This window comes from Streptomyces sp. 1-11 (assembly GCF_007176755.1).
Lineage (GTDB): Bacteria > Actinomycetota > Actinomycetes > Streptomycetales > Streptomycetaceae > Streptomyces.
Genome location: NZ_BJTV01000021.1, coordinates 77,680 through 96,735, shown reverse-complemented (window position 1 = coordinate 96,735; position 19,056 = coordinate 77,680). Strand labels below are relative to the sequence as shown.

Below are 19,056 nucleotides of genomic sequence, written 5' to 3'. Positions count from 1 at the left end.
CATCGTGAACGCCTGGTTGAACTGCTCGTTCGACATGATCTGCAGGCCCGGACGGGCCAGCTCGGCGCGCATCAGCAGCGCCATCACGCCGCCGATCAGGAAGAACGCGAACGAGGTGACCAGATAGAGCGTGCCGATCGTCTTGTGGTCGGTGGTCGTCAGCCACTTGACCACGACGTTACCGGGCTGCTTGCGCCTGACCGGCAGCTCGTTCTCGTACGAGTCCTCAGCTGCCGCGGCACCCTGGGGTTCGTTGAGGATGCTCACAGGTTGTTCGTCTCCCGGTTCTTCTCGTGGCTCGTCTGCGCGATGCCGGCGGGAATGTAACCGGTCTGCCCCTTCTTGGCGAGGTCCTTGAGGTGCTGCTGGTAACGCTCGGGGGAGACGACCTTCACGTTGAACAGCATCCGGGAGTGGTCGACGCCGCAGAGCTCAGCGCACTTGCCGAGGAAGGTGCCCTCCTTGTTGGGGGTCACCTCGAAGGCGTTGGTGTGGCCCGGGATGACGTCCTGCTTCATCAGGAACGGCACCACCCAGAAGGAGTGGATGACGTCGCGCGAGGTCAGGACGAAGCGGACCTTCTGCCCCTTGGGGAGCCAGAGGGTCGGCCCGGGGTTGCCCGTCTGCGGGTTCCGCGTGCCCGGGGTGCCGACGTCGTAGACGCCGCCGGCGTTGGCCGGGAAGGCCTTCTTGTACCGGTCCGGAATGGCGGACAGGTTCGGGTCGGCCTTGGCGTTGCCGGTCGAGCCGGGAACGTCTGCGATGTAGTTGAAGCCCCAGCTCCACTGGAAGCCGACCACGTTGACCGTGACGTCGGGCTTCTTGGAGAGGCTCAGGAGCTTCGTCTCGTCCCGTGCCGTGAAGTAGAACAGCACCGAGATGATGATGATCGGGACCACCGTGTAAAGGGCCTCGATCGGCATGTTGTACCGGGTCTGCGGAGGTACCTCGACCTTGGTGCGGCTGCGCCGGTGGAACATGGCGCTCCACAGGATCAGGCCCCACACCAGCACGCCGACGGCGAGCGCAGCCGCCCAGGAACCCTGCCACAGGGAGAGGATCCGCGGAGCCTCTTCCGTGGTCGGGGTGGGCATACCAAGGCGGGGGAAGTCTTCCCAGTTGTACGAGCAACCGGTGGCTGTCGCCAGGACCAGGCCCGCGGTCAGTGCCTGCAGCAGCTTCCGCCGCATCGGGCGCCGCGGCGAGCGGTCGGAGCCGTTGGGACTCACGTAGCGCCTTCCCGAGAGTCTCGCCCGCGCTGTACGGCTGCGGCCTTCTCGCTGGTCGGTCGCCGCCCTGCGTCGGGCAGGGGTTTGGATGTTTATGCGGACCAAACCCTAGCCGACGCTCTCCGAGGGTTCGCGGGGAGGGTGCCATACGCGCCGCCGGTCACTCCTTCAGGTTGGGAATGGGCGCCTATTAGCTCGGGTTGTCGGGGTTTGGCCGCCCGCCGCGGGTACGTTGTGGCTGGTCGCGGGGCGGCTGTGCGGACACGGTCCCGCGGCCCTGCCCGGTCAGCCGCGTTCTAACGTTGACGTGTGGCTTACTTCGACGCGGCCTCCGCCGCTCCCCTTCATCCCGTGGCCCGTGAGGCGCTGTTGGCCTCGCTCGACGACGGGTGGGCCGACCCGGCCCGGCTCTACCGGGAGGGGCGCAAGGCGCGGATGCTGCTCGACGCGGCCCGCGGGGCGGTGGCCGAGGCGGTGGGGTGCCGGGCGGACGAGGTGGTGTTCGGCTCCTCCGGCACCTGGGCCGTGCACACGGGTGTCGCGGGCGCGTTGGCCGGGCGGCGGCGGGTGGGGCGTCACCTCATCGTGTCAGCCGTCGAACACTCCTCGGTCCTTCATTCGGCCGAGGCGTTCGAGGCGGAGGGCGGTTCGGTCCGCACGGTGGCGGTGAACCGGTCCGGGGCGGTGGACCCGTCGGACTGGGCCGCAGCGCTGCGGCCGGACACCGCGCTGGCCTGCCTGCAGTCGACCAACCACGAGGTCGGGACCGTGCAGCCGGTGGCGGAGGTGGCCGAGGCGTGCCGGGCGGCCGGGGTGCCGTTGCTGGTGGACGCGGCGCAGTCGCTGGCCTGGGGGCCGGTCGAGGGCGACTGGTCGCTGCTGGCCGGCAGCGCGCACAAGTGGGGCGGCCCCTCGGGCGTGGGCCTGCTGGCCGTGCGCAAGGGGGTGCGGTTCGCGCCGCGGGGGCCCGTGGACGAGCGGGAATCGGGGCGGGCGCCCGGGTTCGAGAACCTGCCGGCGATCGTTGCGGCCGCCGCCTCCCTGCGGGCGGTGCGCGCCGAGGCGGCCCAGGAGGCGCTGCGGCTGCGGGAGCTGACGGAGCGGATCCGGGCCCGGGTGCCGCGGCTGGTGCCGGACGTGGAGGTGGTGGGCGACCCGGAGCGGCGGGTGCCCGGGATCGTCACCTTCTCGTGTCTCTATGTCGACGGAGAGGCCCTGCTGCACGAGTTGGACCGGAAGGGTTTCTCGGTGTCCTCTGGGTCCTCCTGCACCAGCAGCACGCTGACGCCGAGCCATGTGCTGAGGGCGATGGGCGTGCTGAGCGAGGGGAACGTGCGCGTGTCGCTGCCACTGGGAGCGGCGCCGGAGGACGTCGAGCGGTTCCTGGAGGTGCTGCCCGGGGTGGTGGCGGGGGTCCGCGAGAAGCTGGGGGCGCCGGCCGCCGCGCCCGCGACGGCCGTGCGGGCGGAGGAACTGGTCGTCGACTCCCTCGGCAAGCGCTGCCCGATCCCGGTCATCGAGCTGGCCAGGGTCTTCGGGGAGGTGCAGGTCGGCGGGACGGTCCGGGTGCTGTCGGACGACGAGGCGGCCCGGCTGGACATCCCGGCCTGGTGCGAGATGCGGGGCCAGGAGTACGTGGGCGAGGAGCCCGCGGAGCGTGGCTCGGCCTATCTGGTCCGCCGGGTGAGCTAGAGCGTGTCCGGCGATTCGCGTCGCGGGTCGGGCGGGAATCGCCGGACCGGGCCTCGCGGGGGCGGGCGGTCCCGCCCCCGCCGGGGCGCTCAGCCCAGGTGGGCGTGGACCTCCTCGGCCGCGTCGTGCCCGTACGCCTTGGTGAACCGGTCCATGAAGTGGGCCCGGCGGAGCTGGTACTCCTGGGTGCCGACCGTCTCGATGACGAGCGTCGCCAGCATGCAGCCGACCTGGGCGGCGCGCTCCAGGGAGACGCCCCAGGCGAGGCCGGAGAGGAAGCCGGCCCGGAAGGCGTCGCCGACGCCCGTGGGGTCGGCCTTGCGCTCCTCCTCCGGGCAGCCGACCTCGATCACGCCCTCGCCGGTCCGCTCGATGCGGACGCCGCGCGAGCCGAGGGTGGTGACCCGGTGGCCGACCTTGGCCAGGATCTCCTCGTCCGACCAGCCGGTCTTGGACTCGATCAGGCCCTTCTCGTACTCGTTGGAGAACAGGTACGTCGCGCCGTCCAGCAGTATCCGGATCTCCTCGCCCTCCATGCGGGCGATCTGCTGGGAGAAGTCGGCGGCGAAGGGGATGTTCCGGGAGCGGCACTCCTCGGTGTGGCGGAGCATCGCCTCCGGGTCGTCGGCGCCGATCAGGACGAGGTCCAGGCCGCCGACGCGGTCGGCGACGGTCTTGAGCTCGATGAGGCGGGCCTCGCTCATCGCGCCGGTGTAGAAGGAGCCGATCTGGTTGTGGTCGGCGTCGGTGGTGCAGACGAAGCGGGCGGTGTGCAGGGTCTCGGAGATCCGGACCGAGTCGGTGTCCACGCCGTGGCGGTCCAGCCACGAGCGGTACTCGTCGAAGTCGAAGCCGGCGGCGCCGGCGAGGATCGGCCTGGTGCCGAGCTGGCCCATTCCGAAGGCGATGTTGGCGCCGACGCCGCCCCGGCGGACGTCCAGGTTGTCGACCAGGAAGGAGAGCGAGACCGTGTGCAGCTGGTCCGCGACGAACTGGTCGGCGAAACGGCCGGGGAAGGTCATGAGGTGGTCGGTGGCGATGGAGCCGGTGACTGCGATGCGCACGGCGTGGACTCTCCTGTGGAGTTAAGAAGGGGCGCGCGATAGCGCTCGTGGGAAGGGCCTGACAGTTCACGCTACCCGGTTGGCGCGGGACGCTGAAGCAGGCAAAACTACCTGATAGTAGGTCTTTCTTCGTCGCTCTCACGTGCATACGGTGCCGCCATGACGAACCTCAAGGTCAACACCAACACCCCCGCGGACCTCGAAGGCGATCTCGCGTCGCTGCGCGGGGACTGCGCCCGGATGGCCCCGCACTGGGCGCCGCCGCGGCACACCGGATCGCGGCCGGTGCCCCCGTCGCTGATCCACGGGGTGACGGTGCCCGCGCGGTCCGCGCGGCTGCTGGACGCCATGTCGGACTACGGCGACTGAGCCGGGGCGCGCGGGCGGGAACCGTGCGCTCCCCTGGCACGTCACACCGGCGTTCCCCCTGCCGGGGACGCGGGACACGAGCCAGCGAGGAGCGATGCGGTGAACACCGAGCGACCCGAGAACCCCGAGGAGCCCAGGGACCCCGCCGAGCCGGAGGTCCGGCGCGACGCCCGGAAGGCCGGCGCCGGCGGCACCGCGGACGGCGAGGCCGGGGAGGTCCGCGCGGAGGCCGGCGAGGGCGTGGGCGAGGCCGGCCCGGCGGCCGGCGGGGACGGCGGGGACGGCGGGGACGGCGGTGAGTGGGCCGGGCGCAACCGCTCGCGGGCGGTGATCGTGTCGGTCGCCGCGGCCGTGCTGCTGGCCGGTGGCGGGGGTGCGTACCTGGCCGCCGCGGGCAACGGTTCCGGCCACCGCGCGGACGCCGGCGCGTCCGGCCCCGGCGCCACTCCCCCGCCGCTTCGCCTGGACAAGTGGACGGGGGGCGGCACGGAGGGCATCGCGCCCGGGGAGCCGGATCCGTACGGCACGTCCTATGTCGCCGTGGGCGAGCTGCCGGACGGCCCCGGCTCCGCGCCGGTGTACGGACCGGGCAGCGGGGTCCGCGAGGAACAGGTGACCCGGCTGGCCCGGGCGCTCGGGGTCGAGGGCGCGCCGGTGGCCGAGGGGCGCGGCTGGCGGGTCGGCGGGAAGGACGGGTCCGGACCGGTCCTGCGGGTGAACCGGGACGCGCCGGGCGACTGGACGTACAGCCGCTACTCGCCCGGCACCGACGACTGCCGGAAGGTGACCGTCTGCGCGCACGACCCGGCCGCCCCGGCCGCCGACCCGGTGAGCGCGGACGCCGCCGAGAAGGCGGCGGCGCCGGTACTGAAGGCGCTCGGCCAGGAGGACGCCGCGATCGACGCCGGCCGGGTCATGGGCGCGCAGCGCGTGGTCGACGCCGATCCGGTGGTGGGCGGTCTGCCCACCTACGGCCTGACGACCGGCCTGACCGTGGACGCGAACGGCGAGCTGGCCGGCGGCCACGGCATGCTGACGGCGCCGGTCAGGGGCGACACGTACCCGGTGCTCTCGGCGGCTCGGACGCTTGCGCTGATGAACAAGGGGCCGAAGGCGGGTCACCGGATGGGGATCGGCGGCTGCGCCAGTCCGGTGCCGCTGAAGGAGCGTCTGGAGCAGCCGTGCGGCGGGGCGCCGTCCGCGCCGGGGGCGGCCGACCCGGTCAACCCGTTGAAGGTGGACAAGGCGGTGTTCGGGCTGGCCGCGCGCTCGTCCGAGGGGCGTCAGGTGCTGGTGCCCGCGTGGCTCTTCGAGGTGCGGGGCTCGACGGCACGCGGCGCCTTCACGCTGGCCTACCCGGCCGTCGACCCGAAGTACCTGCTCGAGCGGGGCCCGGCCATCGACCCCGAGGCGCTGACCACCCCCGGCGGGTCGGCGGCCCCCGAGCCGGGCACGGCCACGCGGACCCGCAAGGTCACGCCGGACGGCTACCGCGCCGACGGCCGTGAGCTGCGCGTGAGCTTCACGGGCGGGGTGTGCTCGCGGTACCGGGCGGCGGCGAAGGAGAGCGCGGGCCGGGTGACCGTGACGGTGACGGAGCGGTCGCGCCCGGGCGAGATGTGCGTCGCCATGGGCAGGCAGTACGCGAGGACCGTGCGCCTGGACGCGCCGGTCGCCGGGCGCGAGGTGGTCGCGAGCGACGGGCGCCGGCTCCCGGAGGTGAGGCCGGTGGAGCCGCGGACCGCTCGTTAGGACGCCCCCACGCCCGCGCGGCGCACGGAGGGGCGGCGCACGGAGCCTCGACGCACGGAGCCTCGACGCACGAAGCGGCGGCCCCCTGGAGAAGGGGTGCCGCCGCTTCGTGCTTCAGGCCGTGGCCGGTTCAGCTGAAGGAGTCGCCGCAGGCGCAGGAGCCCGTCGCATTCGGGTTGTCGATCGTGAAGCCCTGCTTCTCGATCGTGTCCACGAAGTCGACGGTGGCGCCGCCGAGGTACGGAGCGCTCATGCGGTCGGTGACGACCTTGACCCCGCCGAAGTCCTTCACCACGTCGCCGTCGAGCGAGCGCTCGTCGAAGAAGAGCTGGTAGCGCAGGCCGGAGCAGCCGCCGGGCTGGACGGCGACCCGCAGGGCGAGGTCGTCGCGGCCTTCCTGGTCGAGCAGGGCCTTGACCTTCGACGCGGCGGCGTCGGTCAGGATGATGCCGTCGGTGACGGTGGTGGTCTCGTCCGATACGGACATCTACATCTCTCCCGGGTTGTACGGAGACTGCTTGCCGAACGAGTGCAACCGGCGCATCCGCGGATTCATTCCGGGCCGGGCAATCGCGTGGTCGCGTTTCTGGTTCCTTCTTCATGCTCGCACACGCCCGTGGACACGGACAGCGGCCTGTGGAGCGACCGGGGCGGCCCGGGCGGGATTCACGTCACATGGACACTATGGGCATCGTCAAAGTGACATGAAGCGGCTATGATAGATAGCGTCAGTTAGACGAAAAGTAGAAAGGGTGTGTGTCGTGACCACCGCCCAGACCCCGGAGCTCGACGTACAGCCGTCTCCGCTCGCCCTGCTGCTGCTCGGCCGTGAGGCCGACCCGAAGAGCGAGCGGGGTGTCGAGTGCCCCGGCGACCTGCCCTCGCCGTCCGACCCGGACCTGGTGGCGCGCGCCCGCGCGGCCAAGGAGAAGCTCGGCGACAAGGTCTTCGTGCTCGGCCACCACTACCAGCGCGACGAGGTCATCCAGTTCGCCGACGTCACGGGCGACTCCTTCAAGCTGGCCCGGGACGCGGCCGCGCGCCCGGAGGCCGAGTACATCGTCTTCTGCGGTGTGCACTTCATGGCCGAGTCGGCGGACATCCTGACGTCGGCCGACCAGAAGGTGGTCCTGCCCGACCTGGCCGCCGGCTGCTCCATGGCCGACATGGCCACCGCCGAGCAGGTCGCCGAGTGCTGGGACGTGCTGACCGAGGCGGGCGTGGCCGATCAGGTGGTGCCGGTCTCGTACATGAACTCCTCGGCGGACATCAAGGCGTTCACCGGCAGGCACGGCGGCACCATCTGCACCTCGTCCAACGCCAAGCGCGCCCTCGACTGGGCCTTCGAGCAGGGCGAGAAGGTCCTCTTCCTGCCCGACCAGCACCTGGGCCGCAACACCGCGGTGCGGGACATGGGCATGTCCCTGGACGACTGCGTGGTCTACAACCCGCACAAGCCGAACGGCGGGCTGACCGCCGAGGAGCTGCGCGCCGCGAAGATGATCCTGTGGCGTGGTCACTGCTCGGTGCACGGCCGCTTCAGCCTGGACTCGGTCAACGACGTCCGCGAGCGCATCCCGGGCGTGAACGTCCTGGTCCACCCGGAGTGCAGGCACGAGGTCGTGGCCGCCGCCGACTACGTCGGTTCGACGGAGTACATCATCAAGGCCCTGGAGGCCGCCCCGGCCGGCTCCAAGTGGGCCATCGGCACCGAGCTGAACCTGGTGCGCCGGCTGGCGAACCGTTTCGCGCCCGAGGGCAAGGAGATCGTCTTCCTCGACAAGACGGTCTGCTTCTGCTCGACCATGAACCGCATCGACCTGCCCCACCTGGTCTGGGCGCTGGAGTCCCTGGCCGAGGGCAACCTGGTCAACCGGATCGAGGTCGACGAGGAGACGGAGACCTTCGCCAAGCTCGCCCTGGAGCGGATGCTGGCGCTGCCGTAACGGTTCACCGGCACACGCAGGGGCCCGGTCCGCACACTGCGCGGACCGGGCCCCGTCGTTCGCTCAGACGCCCGCGGGCTCCAGCGCCTCGGGCTCCGGCTCCCGCTCGGCCGTCTTCTTCCGCGCGCGCCGCTCCTTGCGGAGTTCGAGCATCGCGTAGAGCGTCGGGACCAGGAGCAGGGTCAGCAGGGTCGAGCTGATCAGGCCGCCGATGACGACCACGGCCAGCGGCTGGGCGATGAAGCCGCCCTCGCCGGTGACGCCCAGGGCCATCGGGAGCAGGGCGAAGATGGTCGCCAGCGCCGTCATGAGGATGGGCCGCAGCCGGTGCCGGCCACCCTCGATCACGGCCTCCACGACGCCGTGGCCCTGCCTGCGGTACTGGTTGATCAGGTCGATCAGCACGATCGCGTTGGTCACCACGATGCCGATCAGCATCAGCATGCCGATCATGGCCGGGACGCCCATGGGGGTGCCCGTGACGACCAGCAGGCCGATCGCGCCCGTGGCCGCGAACGGCACGGACACCAGCAGGATCAGCGGCTGCACCAGCGAACGGAACGTCGCCACCAGCAGCATGAAGACGATCGCGATCGCCGCCAGCATGGCCAGACCCAGGTTCTTGAACGCGTCGTCCTGGTCGGAGGAGACGCCGCCGATCTCCGCCCGCGCCCCCGCCGGGAGCTTCAGGGCCTTGATCCGCGACTGGAGCTGGCTGCTGACCGCGCCGGTGTTGTCGCCGGTCGGCCGGGCCGTGACGGTCGCGGCGCGCCGGCCGTCGATACGGGTCATCGACACCGGGCCGTCCACCACCTTGACGGTGGCCACGTCACCGAGCTTCACCGGGCCGAGGCGCAGCGCCTTGAGCTGCGCCAGGGTGGTGGCGGGCTCGGCCGACCTCACGACGACGTCGCGCTCGGTGTCGTCGAGGACCGCCTTGGCGGCCGTCGTGCCGCGCACGGCCTGCGCGACCGCGGCGCCCAGCTTCTGGTCGTCGAACCCGGCAGCGGCCGCCTTGGCGTTGGCCTTGACCGAGATCCGCGGCACACTCTGGGCCAGGTCGCTGGTGACGTCGGTGACGTCGTCCAGGCCGGCCACCGTGGAGCGGACCCGCTCGGCGGCCTCGCGCAGCGCGCCGGCGTCGGAGGCCTTGACCACCACGCTGAGGTCCTGGCTGCCGAAGCCGTCACCGGCGGAGACCGTGGTCGTGCCGATGCCGTCGAGCTTCTTCAGGCCGTCCTCGAGATGCTTCTGCACGTCGTCGTAGGACGCCGAGTCCTTCAGCATGACCTGGTACGACGCCTGGTTGGTGTCGGTGCCGCCGCCGAAGGCCGCCATGAAGCCGGAGGAGCCGACGGTGACCTGGTAGTCCTTGACGCCGTCGGTGGAGGCGAGCAGCTTCTCCACCTTCCTCGCCTGCGCGTCGGTGGCCGCCAGGCTGGTGCCGGGCTTCAGCTTCTGCTTGACCGTGAGGACCTCCTGGTCGCCCTGGTCGAAGAAGTTCGTCTTCAGCAGTCCGGACATGCCGAACGTGACGACCAGGACGGCCACCGCGATCAGCACGCTGGTGAGCCGGCGGCGGGTGGCGAAGCGCAGGACGGGGACGTAGACGCGCTGGAGGCGGCTCTTCGCCTCCTTCTCCTCGGCCACCCGGCGCGCCTCCTCGGCGTCCTCGGGGGTGCCCTTGGGCGCGCGCAGGAACCAGTAGGACAGGACCGGCACGACCGTCAGCGAGACCAGCAGGGACGCGAGCAGGGCCGCCGTCACGGTGATGCTGAACGAGCCGAACAGGGCGCCCACCATGCCGCCGACCAGGCCGATCGGCAGGAACACGGCGACCGTGGTGAGGGTCGAGGAGGTGACCGCGCCGGCCACCTCGCGCACCGCGCCCAGGATCGCCTCCCGGCGCTCCTCGCCGTAGCCGAGGTGCCGCTTGATGTTCTCCAGGACCACGATCGAGTCGTCGACGACCCGGCCGATGGCGATGGTCAGCGCGCCGAGCGTGAGCATGTTCAGCGACAGGCCGCGGGTCCACAGCACGATGAGCGCGAGGACCACCGACAGCGGGATGGACACCGCGGTGACCAGCGTCGAGCGGACCGAGGCGAGGAAGACCAGGATGACCAGGACGGCGAAGAGCAGACCCAGCGCGCCTTCCGTGGTCAGGCCCTTGATGGACTTGGAGACGGCCGGGCCCTGGTCGCTGACGACCGTGAGCTTCGCGCCGGAGCCGAGGTCCGCCCGCAGGGCGGGCAGCCTGTCCTTGACCGCGTCGGAGATGGAGACCGCGCTGCCGTCGTGGTCCATGGTGACGTTGACGGCGAGGCTGGGCCGGCCGTCGGTGCGGGTGATGGAGTCCGCCGGGGCCGGCTGCTCCTTCACCGTGGCCACGTCGCCGAGGCGCACGGGCTCGTCCGCGCCCTCGCCGGTGACCCGCAGGTTCCGGATCTGCTTCAGCGAGGTGAAGCCGCCGCCGACCTGGACGGTGCGGTTGGCGCCGTCCTCGTCGAAGGAGCCGGCCGGGACGGTCGCGCCGCCCGCCTGCAGGGCCTGGCCGAGGGCGGCGGAGGTGAGCCCGGCCTTCGCCAGCTTCGCGTCGTCCGGGGTGACCGCGACCTGCAGGTCCCGGGCGCCGGTGACCTGGACGCGGCCGACGCCGTCGATGTCCTTCAGGGCCGGCACGACGGTGGTGTCGAGCTGGTCGGCGAGGGCCTGCTGGTCCTTGTCGGAGGTGACGGCGAGGACCACGGTCGGCATGTCGTCCGTGGAGCCGGAGACGACCTGCGGGTCGACGTCGTCGGGAAGCTGGTTGCGGGCCCGGTTGACGGCCTGCTGGACGTCGGAGACGAGCCGCTTGGTGTCGTTGCCGTAGTCGAAGGACGCCATGATCACGGCGTTGCCCTCGCTCGCGGTGGAGGTGACGCCGGTGACGCCGTCGACGCCCTGCAGGTTGTTCTCGATGGGCTCGACGACCTGCTTCTCCACGACGTCGGGAGAGGCGCCGTGGTACGGCGCGATGACCGACACCATGGGCAGTTCGATGGTGGGCAGCAGCTGCTGCTTGATCTGAGGGATCGCGATCAGCCCGAAGACGAGCGCGATGAGCGACATCAGGCCGATCAGGGCCCGTTGTGCGAGGCTGAATCTCGACAGCCAGGACATGGGTCAGGGATCTCTCTTCTGTGAACGGCAGGAGCTGCCGCGGGACGCGGACGAGCGCCCACCCCACCATGGGGCATGCCGGACCGCGGTTCCGTAGCCCCCAGGTCCATTTCCTTATCCGGCGCCTACTCCCCGCGCAGTACACGCGGGTGGAGATCAGTCCATCCTCGGACGTACCAGACCCGACTCGTACGCGATGACCACGAGCTGTGCCCGGTCCCGTGCGCCCAGCTTGGCCATGGCCCGGTTGACGTGTGTCTTCACCGTCAGCGGGCTGACCTCCAAGCGTTCGGCGATCTCGTCGTTGGAGTGGCCGCCGGCGACCTGGACCAGGACCTCGCGCTCCCGGCCGGTGAGCGCGCCGAGCCGCTCGGAGCGGGCCGGGTCGCGGCCGTCGTCGTCGCCCTGGGCGAGGAAGCGGGCGATCAGGCCCTTGGTGGCGGCCGGGGAGAGCAGCGCCTCGCCGCCGGCGGCGACCCGGATGGCGTTCAGCAGTTCCTCGGGTTCGCTGCCCTTGCCGAGGAACCCGCAGGCGCCGGCGCGCAGCGACTGCACGACGTAGTCGTCGACCTCGAAGGTGGTCAGTATGACCACGTGCACCTGGGCCAGGCCGGGGTCGGCGCTGATCAGGCGGGTTGCGGCGAGGCCGTCGGTGCCGGGCATGCGGATGTCCATGAGGACGACGTCGGCGGCGCGCTCCCTGGCCAGCCGGACCGCCTCGGCGCCGTCGGAGGCCTCGCCCACCACCTCCATGTCGGACTCGGAGTCGACCAGCACCCGGAACGCGCTGCGCAGCAGCGCCTGGTCGTCGGCGAGCAGGACACGGATCGTCATGCGGTCTCCCCGGGAGCCGTCTTACGGGTCGTGACCGGCAGGATCGCATGGACCCGGAAGCCGCCGCCGTGACGGGGCCCGGTGGTCAAAGTGCCGCCGACGGCGCTGACCCGCTCCCGCATGCCGAGCAGCCCGTGACCGCCGCCGTCCCCCGGCGCGCCGGTGCCGGCGCCGTCGTCCACCACGGTGACCTCGATGCTGCCGCCGACGCGTACGACGCTGACCTCGGCCCGCGCCTCGGCGCCGGCGTGCTTGCGCACGTTGGTCAGGGCCTCCTGGATGCACCGGTAGGCCGCCAGGTCCACGGCGGCCGGGAGTTCGGTGCCGTGGTCGGTGCGGGCCACCTCGACCGGCAGCCCGGCGCTGCGGAAGGTGCCGGCGAGTTCGTCGAGGCGGCTCAGGCCCGGGGCGGGCTCGGTGGGCGCCTCGGGGTCGCCGGACTGGCGCAGCAGGCCGACGGTGGCGCGCAGTTCGTCGAGCGCGCTGCGGCTGGCCTCGCGGACGTGGGCGAGCGCCTCCTTGGCCTGGTCGGGCCGCCGGTCCATGACGTGGGCGGCGACCCCGGCCTGCACGTTGACGAGCGCTATGTGGTGGGCGACCACGTCGTGCAGGTCGCGGGCGATGCGCAGCCGCTCCTCGGCGACCCGGCGGCGGGCCTCCTCCTCGCGGGTGCGCTCGGCGCGTTCGGCGCGCTCCCGGATGGCCTGCACGACGGCGCGGCGGCTGCGCACCGCGTCGCCGGCGGTGGCGCCGATGCCGGTCCAGGCGAGCAGGCCCAGGTTCTCCTGGGCGTACCAGGGCATGGGTCCGGCGAGCATCGCGGCGGCGGTCAGCACGGTCATGGTGAGCAGGCCGACACGCCAGGTGGTGGTGCGGTCGGTGGTCGCGGCGACGGTGTAGAGGGCGACCACGGCGGCCATCGCGACCGGGGCGCGCGGGTCGCCGGTGAGGGACTCGACCAGGGAGGCGGTGCCGGTGACGGCGAGGACGCTCTTCGGGAAGCGGCGGCGCAGGACCAGCGCGGCGGCGGCGAGGGTCATCAGGACGAGGCCGAGCGGGTCGGGGACGCGCACGCCCCAGGTGACGCCCTTGGCGCCGTGCGGCACCGCGAAGGAGCCGGCGACCATGCACGCCAGCACGCCCGCCGCGATGGCCGCGTCCAGCGCCATGGGGTGGGCCTTGAGGCTGCACCGGGCGCGATCGAGAGTGCTCACCCGCTGAACAGTACGGCGCGGGACGGGGCGCCGGAACCTCGCGAGGCGCGGCTCACCCGCCCTCGGCACCCGGCCGGTGCGGGCGGCGCGCACATCGGCCGGACTTCCCGTTCCCGCTGTTCAGGGTCTTCTCGCCGGCGTCCCGTCCCGCCTCGGGCGGCTCAGCCCGTATGAGCCGGCTCAGCCCGGGATGAGCCCCTCGTCGCCGAGCAGCTCCCGGACCTCCTCCAGCGTCGCCTGAGGGGACGGGAGGATGAGTTCCGAGGGTTCCAGGGCGTCGTCCGGCAGCGGGACGCCGAGGCGCCGGACGGCGTCCAGCAGGGTGGAGAGCGTGCGGCGGAAGCCCGCCTCGTCGCCGCCCTCCACCTCGGCCAGCAGTTCGTCGTCCAGCTCGTTGAGCTCGGCGAAGTGGGCGTCGTCCAGCTTCACCTGGCCCTCCCCCATGATCCGTACGATCACGTCGGCCTCCTCGGCTCGGGGTCCCGGCCCGGACTACTGCTTGTCGAAGCGCGGGGTGTCCTGCGGCTGCTGCTGGGACTGCGATCCGCCGGCGCCGCCCTCGATGGCCTGCTGCGAGGAGCCCCCGGCCAGCTCGGCCTTCATGCGCTGCAGTTCCAGCTCTACATCCGTACCACCGGAGAGCCGGTCCAGCTCGGCCTGGATGTCGTCCTTGGCCATGCCGGAGGGGTCGTCGAGGGCGCCGGAGGCGAGGAGCTCGTCGATGGCGCCGGCCCGGGCCTGGAGCTGGGCGGTCTTGTCCTCGGCGCGCTGGATGGCGAGGCCGACGTCGCCCATCTCCTCGGAGATGCCGGAGAAGGCCTCCCCGATGCGGGTCTGCGCCTGGGCGGCGGTGTAGGTGGCCTTGATGGTCTCCTTCTTCGTCCGGAAGGCGTCCACCTTGGCCTGCAGCCGCTGGGCCGCGAGGGTGAGCTTCTCCTCCTCGCCCTGGAGGGTGGAGTGCTGCGTCTCCAGGTCCGTCACCTGCTGCTGGAGGGCGGCGCGGCGGGACAGCGCCTCGCGGGCCAGGTCCTCACGGCCCAGCGCGAGCGCCTTGCGGCCCTGGTCCTCCAGCTTCGAGGACTGCTGCTGCAGCTGGTTGAGCTGGAGTTCCAGGCGCTTGCGGGAGGTCGCCACGTCGGCGACCCCGCGGCGCACCTTCTGCAGCAGTTCGAGCTGCTTCTGGTACGAGTAATCGAGGGTCTCGCGCGGGTCCTCGGCCCGGTCAAGGGCCTTGTTCGCCTTCGCGCGGAAGATCATCCCCATACGCTTCATGACACCGCTCATGGGCTTCGCGCGCCCCCTTCTGACGGACTCCAGCTGACCGATCCAGCGACAGAACCCACAGTACGGGCCCTGACTCCATTACCGCACTGTTCGGGGACCGATGCGCTCATCCCCAAGGACGACTGCGGACCTGGCCGCTCCGGCGTGAGGAGTAGGTGATCCCCGGGGCGGCCCGGCCGCGCCCCTGCGGTGACCGCCGGGTGGAGCGTCCGCGTCGTCCCCTCTGTCCCCCTACAGACGTCCGGTGTTGCCGGATCGTTCCCGGGCGGGCTGGGGTCCATGCCGGTGCAGCCCGTACCCTTGGGTTTTGTGTTCCGTAGCCGTGCCAAGGAAGAGAAGACCCCCGCCGACAAGGCGGCCGTGAGCTTCTCCAAGCAGCCCCGTGACCCGCAGGCCCCCAAGGGCAGGCCGACCCCCAAGCGCAGTGAGGCCCAGTCCCAGCGCCGTAGCGTCGCCAGCACGCCGACGACCCGCAAGGACGCAGCCAAGCGTCAGCGCGAGGAGCGGCGCCAGGCGCTGGAGCGGCAGCGCAAGGCGCTGGCCGGCGGCGACGAGCGCTACCTGCCTGCCCGCGACAAGGGCCCGGTGCGCAGGTTCGCGCGCGACTGGGTGGACTCGCGGTTCAACATGGCGGAGTTCTTCCTGCCCTTCGCCGTGGTGATCCTGGTGCTGAGCGTGGTGCGGGTGCCGTCGATCCAGGCGCTGGCGCTGTGGCTGTGGGCCGTGGTGATCGTGCTGATCGTCGTCGACGCGGTGCTCAGCGGCTTCCGGCTGCGCAAGCGGCTGGCCGAGCGCTTCCCCGACCAGAACCGCCGGGGCGCGGTCGCCTACGCCCTGATGCGCTCGCTGCAGATGCGCCGGCTCAGGCTGCCGAAGCCGCAGGTCAAGCGCGGAGAGCGGCCCTGAGCGCAGAGGCTTTGACCGGGGGTGCGGCCGACGCCCGGCCGGGCGGCCTGCGTGACGTCGTGCGACAGGAGCTGGTGGCCCGGCAGCTCGACGAGCAGATGGCCGGGCGGTTCCCGGTCGGGCAGCGGCTGCGGGTGCTCGACGTGGGGATGGGCCGGGGTACGCAGGCGCTGCGGCTGGCCCGGCTCGGCCACCGGGTGACCGGTGTCGAGCAGGACGCGGCGATGGTCACGGCCGCGCGCCGGGTCCTGGCCGGTGAGCCCGAGGGCATTCGCGAGCGGGTGCGTCTCGTGCAGGGCGACGGGCGGGACACCGGGGTGCACTTCCTGCCCGGCAGCTTCGACGTGGTGCTGTGCCACGGCGTACTGATGTACGTGGAGGAGCCCGACCCGCTGGTCGCGGGCCTGGCCCGGATGCTCGCGCCCGGCGGGCTGCTGTCCCTCCTCGTGTGCAACGGCGACGCGCTCGCCATGCGGCCGGGCCTGTCGGGCGACTGGCCGGGGGCGCTGGCCGCCTTCGGCACCGCCCCGCGCCTGCCCGGTCAGCGGACGGACCCGGACGCGCAGGCTCCCGCCCGCCCCGGCCCGGACGTACGGGCCGACCGGCTGGCGGAGCTGACCGCCACCCTGGCCGGCATCGCCGCCCCGCTGCACGCCTGGTACGGCGTGCAGGTCTTCACCGGCACCGCGGCGGACGACGCGGAGATCCCGGACGACCTGGAGAGCCTGCTGGCGGCCGAGGACCGGGCGGGGCGCACGGACCCCTACCGGGCGGTCGCGGCCCTGCTGCACCTGTGCGGGGTACGCGGCTAGAACCCTGTCGCGACGGGGCCCGTCTCCCTAGGGGCGGCCCCCGGCGGGCTCGGTGGCCGGCGGCTTACGGGGCCGTCCGGGCGTATCGGGCGGGCCCGGGGGGCCGCCGGTGGAAACACTCGGGGCATGGACGTTTCCCGTGGCCGCGCCCGTCTGAGAGGCGCCCGCGTTCCCGTGCTGGTCTGTGCCGTGCTGCTCGCCGCCGGCTGTACGGCGTCGGAGACGCCGGTGGAGCGGCCCGGCGCGTCCGACCGGGCGGCGCTGCCGCTGGCGCTGGACGACCTGCAGGGCCGGTACCTGAAGGTGATCAAGGAGGTCCTGCCGTCGGTCGTGCAGATCCAGGCGAGCGGCGACCTCGGCTCCGGGGTCGTGTACGACGGCCAGGGGCACATCGTCACGAACGCGCACGTGGTCGGCTCGGAGAAGACCTTCCGGGTGACCACGGCCCACAGCGAGGAGCCGCTCACCGCGCGCCTGGTGTACTCCTACCCCGAGCAGGACCTCGCGGTGATCAAGCTGGACCGGGTGCCGGACGGGCTGCGGGCGGCGGTGTTCGGGAACTCCGAGACGGTGCAGGTCGGCCACATCGTGCTGGCCATGGGCTCACCGCTCGGACTGTCGTCCAGCGTGACCGAGGGCATCGTCTCGGCGACCGGACGGACCGTCAGCGAGGGCGGCGGCTCGGCCGGCGGCACCGGCGCCACCATCGCGAACATGGTGCAGACCTCGGCGGCCATCAACCCGGGCAACAGCGGCGGGGCGCTGGTCGACCTCGACGGGCAGGTCATCGGCATCCCGACGCTCGCCGCGTCCGATCCCGGCCTGGGGGGCGGCGCGGCGCCCGGCATCGGTTTCGCCATCCCCGCGTCGATGGTGCGCACGGTCGCCGACCAGATCGTCCGTAACGGCAAGGTCGTCGACTCGGGGCGGGCCGCACTCGGCGTCACCGTGCGCACGGTGGTGGACGACGGCTACCGGCCGGCCGGGGCCGCGGTGGTGACCGTCACCGGCGGCGGCCCGGCCGCCCGGGCCGGGCTGCGGGCCGGCGACGTGATCACCGGGGTGGACCGCGCCCCGGTCACCTCCGCCACCGGGCTGTCAGAGGCGCTGGCGGCCCGGCGGCCCGGGCAGCGGGTCCCGGTGACCTACCAGCGCGACGGCGCGGCGAAGACCGTGGAGGTGACACTGGGTGAGCAGTGAGGAGCGCGGCCGCGGCTCCTCCGCACCGCCCGGCCGCGGCTTACGACGCCTCGGCGTGCAGGCTCATCGGGCCGTAGATCTCGCTGGTCTCCTCGAACAGGCGCACCTGGTCCGCGCCGCCTTCCTGCAGCGCCTTCCAGTGCTCGCCGATCCAGGACTCGGCGTCCCCCTGGGTGGTGAACTCCTCGGGCTGCACCGCGGGCTGGACCTCCGTCCCGTCGGCCTTCTCGAACCGCCACGTCCATGCCGTCATATGGGCCTCCTCTGATCCAACTCTGCCCCGGAAGACTAGCCGGAAGCGCAAGACCTGCTGGGAGGGGTGAAAATCGGTCCGTGGAAGTCACTCTGCTCGGCACCGGCGCCCCCGCGGGGCTGCCCCGCCCCGACTGTTCCTGCGCCGTCTGCGCGACCGCGCTGGGCCCTGACGCGCGGGCGGCCACCGCGCTGCTCGTGGACGGGGCCCTGCTGCTCGACCTGACGCCGGGTGCGGCGTTCGCGGCCGCCCGGTCCGGGCATTCGCTGGGCGGAGTACGGCAGGTGCTGCTGTCCCATCCGCACGACGGGCCGCCGGTGGAGGTGCCGGCCGGGCTGCCGCAGCCCGGGCGGGTGCCGGACGGGCGGGAGTTGGCGCTGCTGACGGGCCATAGGGTGCGGGCGGTGGCGATGGACGCGGGCGGCACCGGGTACGCGGTGACCGGACCGGACGGGCAGCGGCTGCTGTACCTGCCGCCGGGCGGGGCGCCGGCCGGCCTGGAGGAACCGGCCCCGGAGACCTACCAGATGGTCCTCGCCGATGTCGTCGGCCGGCCGGACGCGCTGGCCCGGCTGCGGGCGGTGGGTTCGGTGGACCCGACCACGGACGTCGTCGCCGTGCACCTCGGCCACGACGTGCCGCAGGGCGCGGAGCTGCGGCGGCGGCTCGCGGCGGCGGGCGCGCGGGCGGTGCCGGACGGCACGACGCTGATGGTCGGCGCGTACGAGGAGGTGCCGGACGTGCCGCGCCGGACGCTGGTGCTCGGCGGGGCGCGCTCGGGCAAGTCGGTGGAGGCCGAGCGGCGCCTGGAGGCCTTCCCCGGCGTGCTGTACGTGGCCACGGGCGGCACGCGCGGCGGGGACACCGAGTGGGCGGCGCGGGTGGCGGCGCACCGGGAGCGGCGGCCGGGGTCGTGGCGTACGGCGGAGACGACGGACCTGCTGCCGCTGCTGGCCGGGGACGGGCCGCCGGTGCTGATCGACTGTCTGTCGCTGTGGCTGACGGACGTCATGGACTCCGTCGGGGCGTGGGACGACGCGGAGTGGGCCGGCGGCGGGGAGAAGGCGCTGCGGGAGCGGGTGCGGGAGCTGACGGCGGCGGTGCGGGGCGCCCGGCGGACCGTGGTGGCGGTGTCCAACGAGGTGGGGTCGGGGATCGTGCCGGCGACCGCCTCCGGGCGGCGGTACCGGGACGAGCTGGGGCGGTTGAACGCGGCGTTCGCGGCCGAGTGCGAGCAGGTGCTGCTGGTCGTGGCGGGCCAGGCGGTGGTGCTCCGCGGCTGAGGCGCCCGGTCGCACGGTTCCCCGCGCGCCTTCCGCCCGGTCCCGGGGCGGCCGCG

Annotated in this window: 18 protein-coding genes; 8 read left to right on the top strand and 10 right to left on the bottom strand. The window is 72.8% G+C overall.

Annotated features, from left to right (window positions below; translation table 11 throughout):
• Both TNCT1_RS32175 and coxB read right to left on the bottom strand, forming a co-directional pair.
• Positions 1 to 267, bottom strand: a 267-nt coding sequence (locus tag TNCT1_RS32175) for a cbb3-type cytochrome c oxidase subunit I (protein WP_373920520.1), incomplete at its 3' end; no start/stop codon positions are given.
• The gene (gene coxB, locus TNCT1_RS32170; RefSeq protein WP_143639193.1) at positions 264 to 1,229 is read right to left on the bottom strand and encodes a cytochrome c oxidase subunit II; all 966 of its coding nucleotides are present in this window, start codon (positions 1,227 to 1,229) and stop codon (positions 264 to 266) included. The genes TNCT1_RS32175 and coxB, both read right to left, overlap by 4 nt.
• A 309-nt stretch (positions 1,230 to 1,538) precedes the next feature.
• On the opposite strand from coxB, the gene TNCT1_RS32165 reads away from it, so the two are divergent.
• The gene (locus TNCT1_RS32165) at positions 1,539 to 2,921 is read left to right on the top strand and encodes a cysteine desulfurase/sulfurtransferase TusA family protein (protein ID WP_143639191.1); all 1,383 of its coding nucleotides are present in this window, start codon (positions 1,539 to 1,541) and stop codon (positions 2,919 to 2,921) included.
• 89 nt (positions 2,922 to 3,010) lie between these two features.
• On the opposite strand, the gene TNCT1_RS32160 is transcribed toward TNCT1_RS32165, so the two are convergent.
• Positions 3,011 to 3,985 carry a carbohydrate kinase family protein gene (locus TNCT1_RS32160; RefSeq protein ID WP_143639189.1) on the bottom strand — a complete coding sequence of 325 codons (975 nt, stop codon included), beginning with the start codon at positions 3,983 to 3,985 and terminating at the stop codon, positions 3,011 to 3,013.
• 159 nt (positions 3,986 to 4,144) lie between these two features.
• Here TNCT1_RS32160 and TNCT1_RS32155 point away from each other — a divergent pair, with 159 nt between their 5' ends.
• Together TNCT1_RS32155 and TNCT1_RS32150 are read left to right on the top strand one after the other, a co-directional pair.
• Complete coding sequence (locus TNCT1_RS32155; protein WP_143639187.1) at positions 4,145 to 4,354, top strand: hypothetical protein; 210 nt, start codon at positions 4,145 to 4,147, stop codon at positions 4,352 to 4,354.
• A gap of 99 nt (positions 4,355 to 4,453) precedes the next feature.
• Positions 4,454 to 6,106: a hypothetical protein gene (locus tag TNCT1_RS32150; protein WP_143639185.1), complete on the top strand. Its 1,653-nt coding sequence runs from the start codon at positions 4,454 to 4,456 to the stop codon at positions 6,104 to 6,106.
• Between the two features lie 130 nt (positions 6,107 to 6,236).
• Here TNCT1_RS32150 and TNCT1_RS32145 read toward each other — a convergent pair whose 3' ends face one another.
• Entirely contained in the window at positions 6,237 to 6,593 is a 357-nt protein-coding gene (locus tag TNCT1_RS32145) for an iron-sulfur cluster assembly accessory protein (protein ID WP_061919812.1), read from the bottom strand.
• 274 nt (positions 6,594 to 6,867) lie between these two features.
• Between TNCT1_RS32145 and nadA the strand changes: the two genes are divergently transcribed.
• Complete coding sequence (nadA, locus tag TNCT1_RS32140; RefSeq protein WP_143639183.1) at positions 6,868 to 8,052, top strand: quinolinate synthase NadA; 1,185 nt, start codon at positions 6,868 to 6,870, stop codon at positions 8,050 to 8,052.
• 63 nt (positions 8,053 to 8,115) lie between these two features.
• On the opposite strand, the gene TNCT1_RS32135 is transcribed toward nadA, so the two are convergent.
• The 5 genes from TNCT1_RS32135 to TNCT1_RS32115 all read right to left on the bottom strand — a co-directional run bounded on the left by TNCT1_RS32135 (position 8,116) and on the right by TNCT1_RS32115 (position 14,546).
• Positions 8,116 to 11,214 (bottom strand): efflux RND transporter permease subunit, encoded by a 3,099-nt coding sequence (locus tag TNCT1_RS32135; protein ID WP_143639181.1) that lies wholly within the window; start codon positions 11,212 to 11,214, stop codon positions 8,116 to 8,118.
• Positions 11,215 to 11,370: 156 nt separating this feature from the next.
• Positions 11,371 to 12,048, bottom strand: coding sequence for a response regulator transcription factor (locus TNCT1_RS32130; protein WP_143639179.1), 678 nt, complete (start codon positions 12,046 to 12,048; stop codon positions 11,371 to 11,373).
• Positions 12,045 to 13,262 carry a sensor histidine kinase gene (locus TNCT1_RS32125; RefSeq protein WP_174266526.1) on the bottom strand — a complete coding sequence of 406 codons (1,218 nt, stop codon included), beginning with the start codon at positions 13,260 to 13,262 and terminating at the stop codon, positions 12,045 to 12,047. Before TNCT1_RS32125 ends, TNCT1_RS32130 begins: the two co-directional genes overlap by 4 nt.
• A 180-nt stretch (positions 13,263 to 13,442) precedes the next feature.
• Complete coding sequence (locus TNCT1_RS32120) at positions 13,443 to 13,721, bottom strand: hypothetical protein (protein ID WP_143639177.1); 279 nt, start codon at positions 13,719 to 13,721, stop codon at positions 13,443 to 13,445.
• Between the two features lie 33 nt (positions 13,722 to 13,754).
• On the bottom strand, positions 13,755 to 14,546 hold the full coding sequence (locus TNCT1_RS32115; RefSeq protein ID WP_143639174.1) for a PspA/IM30 family protein: 792 nt from the start codon (positions 14,544 to 14,546) through the stop codon (positions 13,755 to 13,757).
• A 279-nt stretch (positions 14,547 to 14,825) separates the two neighbouring features.
• Here TNCT1_RS32115 and TNCT1_RS32105 point away from each other — a divergent pair, with 279 nt between their 5' ends.
• From TNCT1_RS32105 to TNCT1_RS32095, 3 genes are all read left to right on the top strand, one after another.
• Positions 14,826 to 15,452, top strand: a complete 627-nt coding sequence (locus tag TNCT1_RS32105) for a DUF3043 domain-containing protein (protein ID WP_174266525.1) — start codon at positions 14,826 to 14,828, stop codon at positions 15,450 to 15,452.
• 74 nt (positions 15,453 to 15,526) lie between these two features.
• Positions 15,527 to 16,264 (top strand): bifunctional 2-polyprenyl-6-hydroxyphenol methylase/3-demethylubiquinol 3-O-methyltransferase UbiG, encoded by a 738-nt coding sequence (locus tag TNCT1_RS32100; protein WP_143639209.1) that lies wholly within the window; start codon positions 15,527 to 15,529, stop codon positions 16,262 to 16,264.
• Positions 16,265 to 16,390: 126 nt separating this feature from the next.
• Positions 16,391 to 17,464 carry a S1C family serine protease gene (locus tag TNCT1_RS32095; protein ID WP_143639169.1) on the top strand — a complete coding sequence of 358 codons (1,074 nt, stop codon included), beginning with the start codon at positions 16,391 to 16,393 and terminating at the stop codon, positions 17,462 to 17,464.
• A 40-nt stretch (positions 17,465 to 17,504) separates the two neighbouring features.
• Here the strand turns inward: TNCT1_RS32095 and TNCT1_RS32090 are convergent, their stop codons facing one another.
• A complete protein-coding gene (locus tag TNCT1_RS32090; RefSeq protein ID WP_143639167.1) occupies positions 17,505 to 17,717 on the bottom strand; it encodes a hypothetical protein in 213 nt (70 codons plus the stop codon).
• Between the two features lie 80 nt (positions 17,718 to 17,797).
• On the opposite strand from TNCT1_RS32090, the gene TNCT1_RS32085 reads away from it, so the two are divergent.
• Positions 17,798 to 19,000, top strand: a complete 1,203-nt coding sequence (locus tag TNCT1_RS32085; RefSeq protein WP_143639165.1) for a bifunctional adenosylcobinamide kinase/adenosylcobinamide-phosphate guanylyltransferase — start codon at positions 17,798 to 17,800, stop codon at positions 18,998 to 19,000.
• The last annotated feature ends 56 nt before the right edge of the window (positions 19,001 to 19,056 follow it).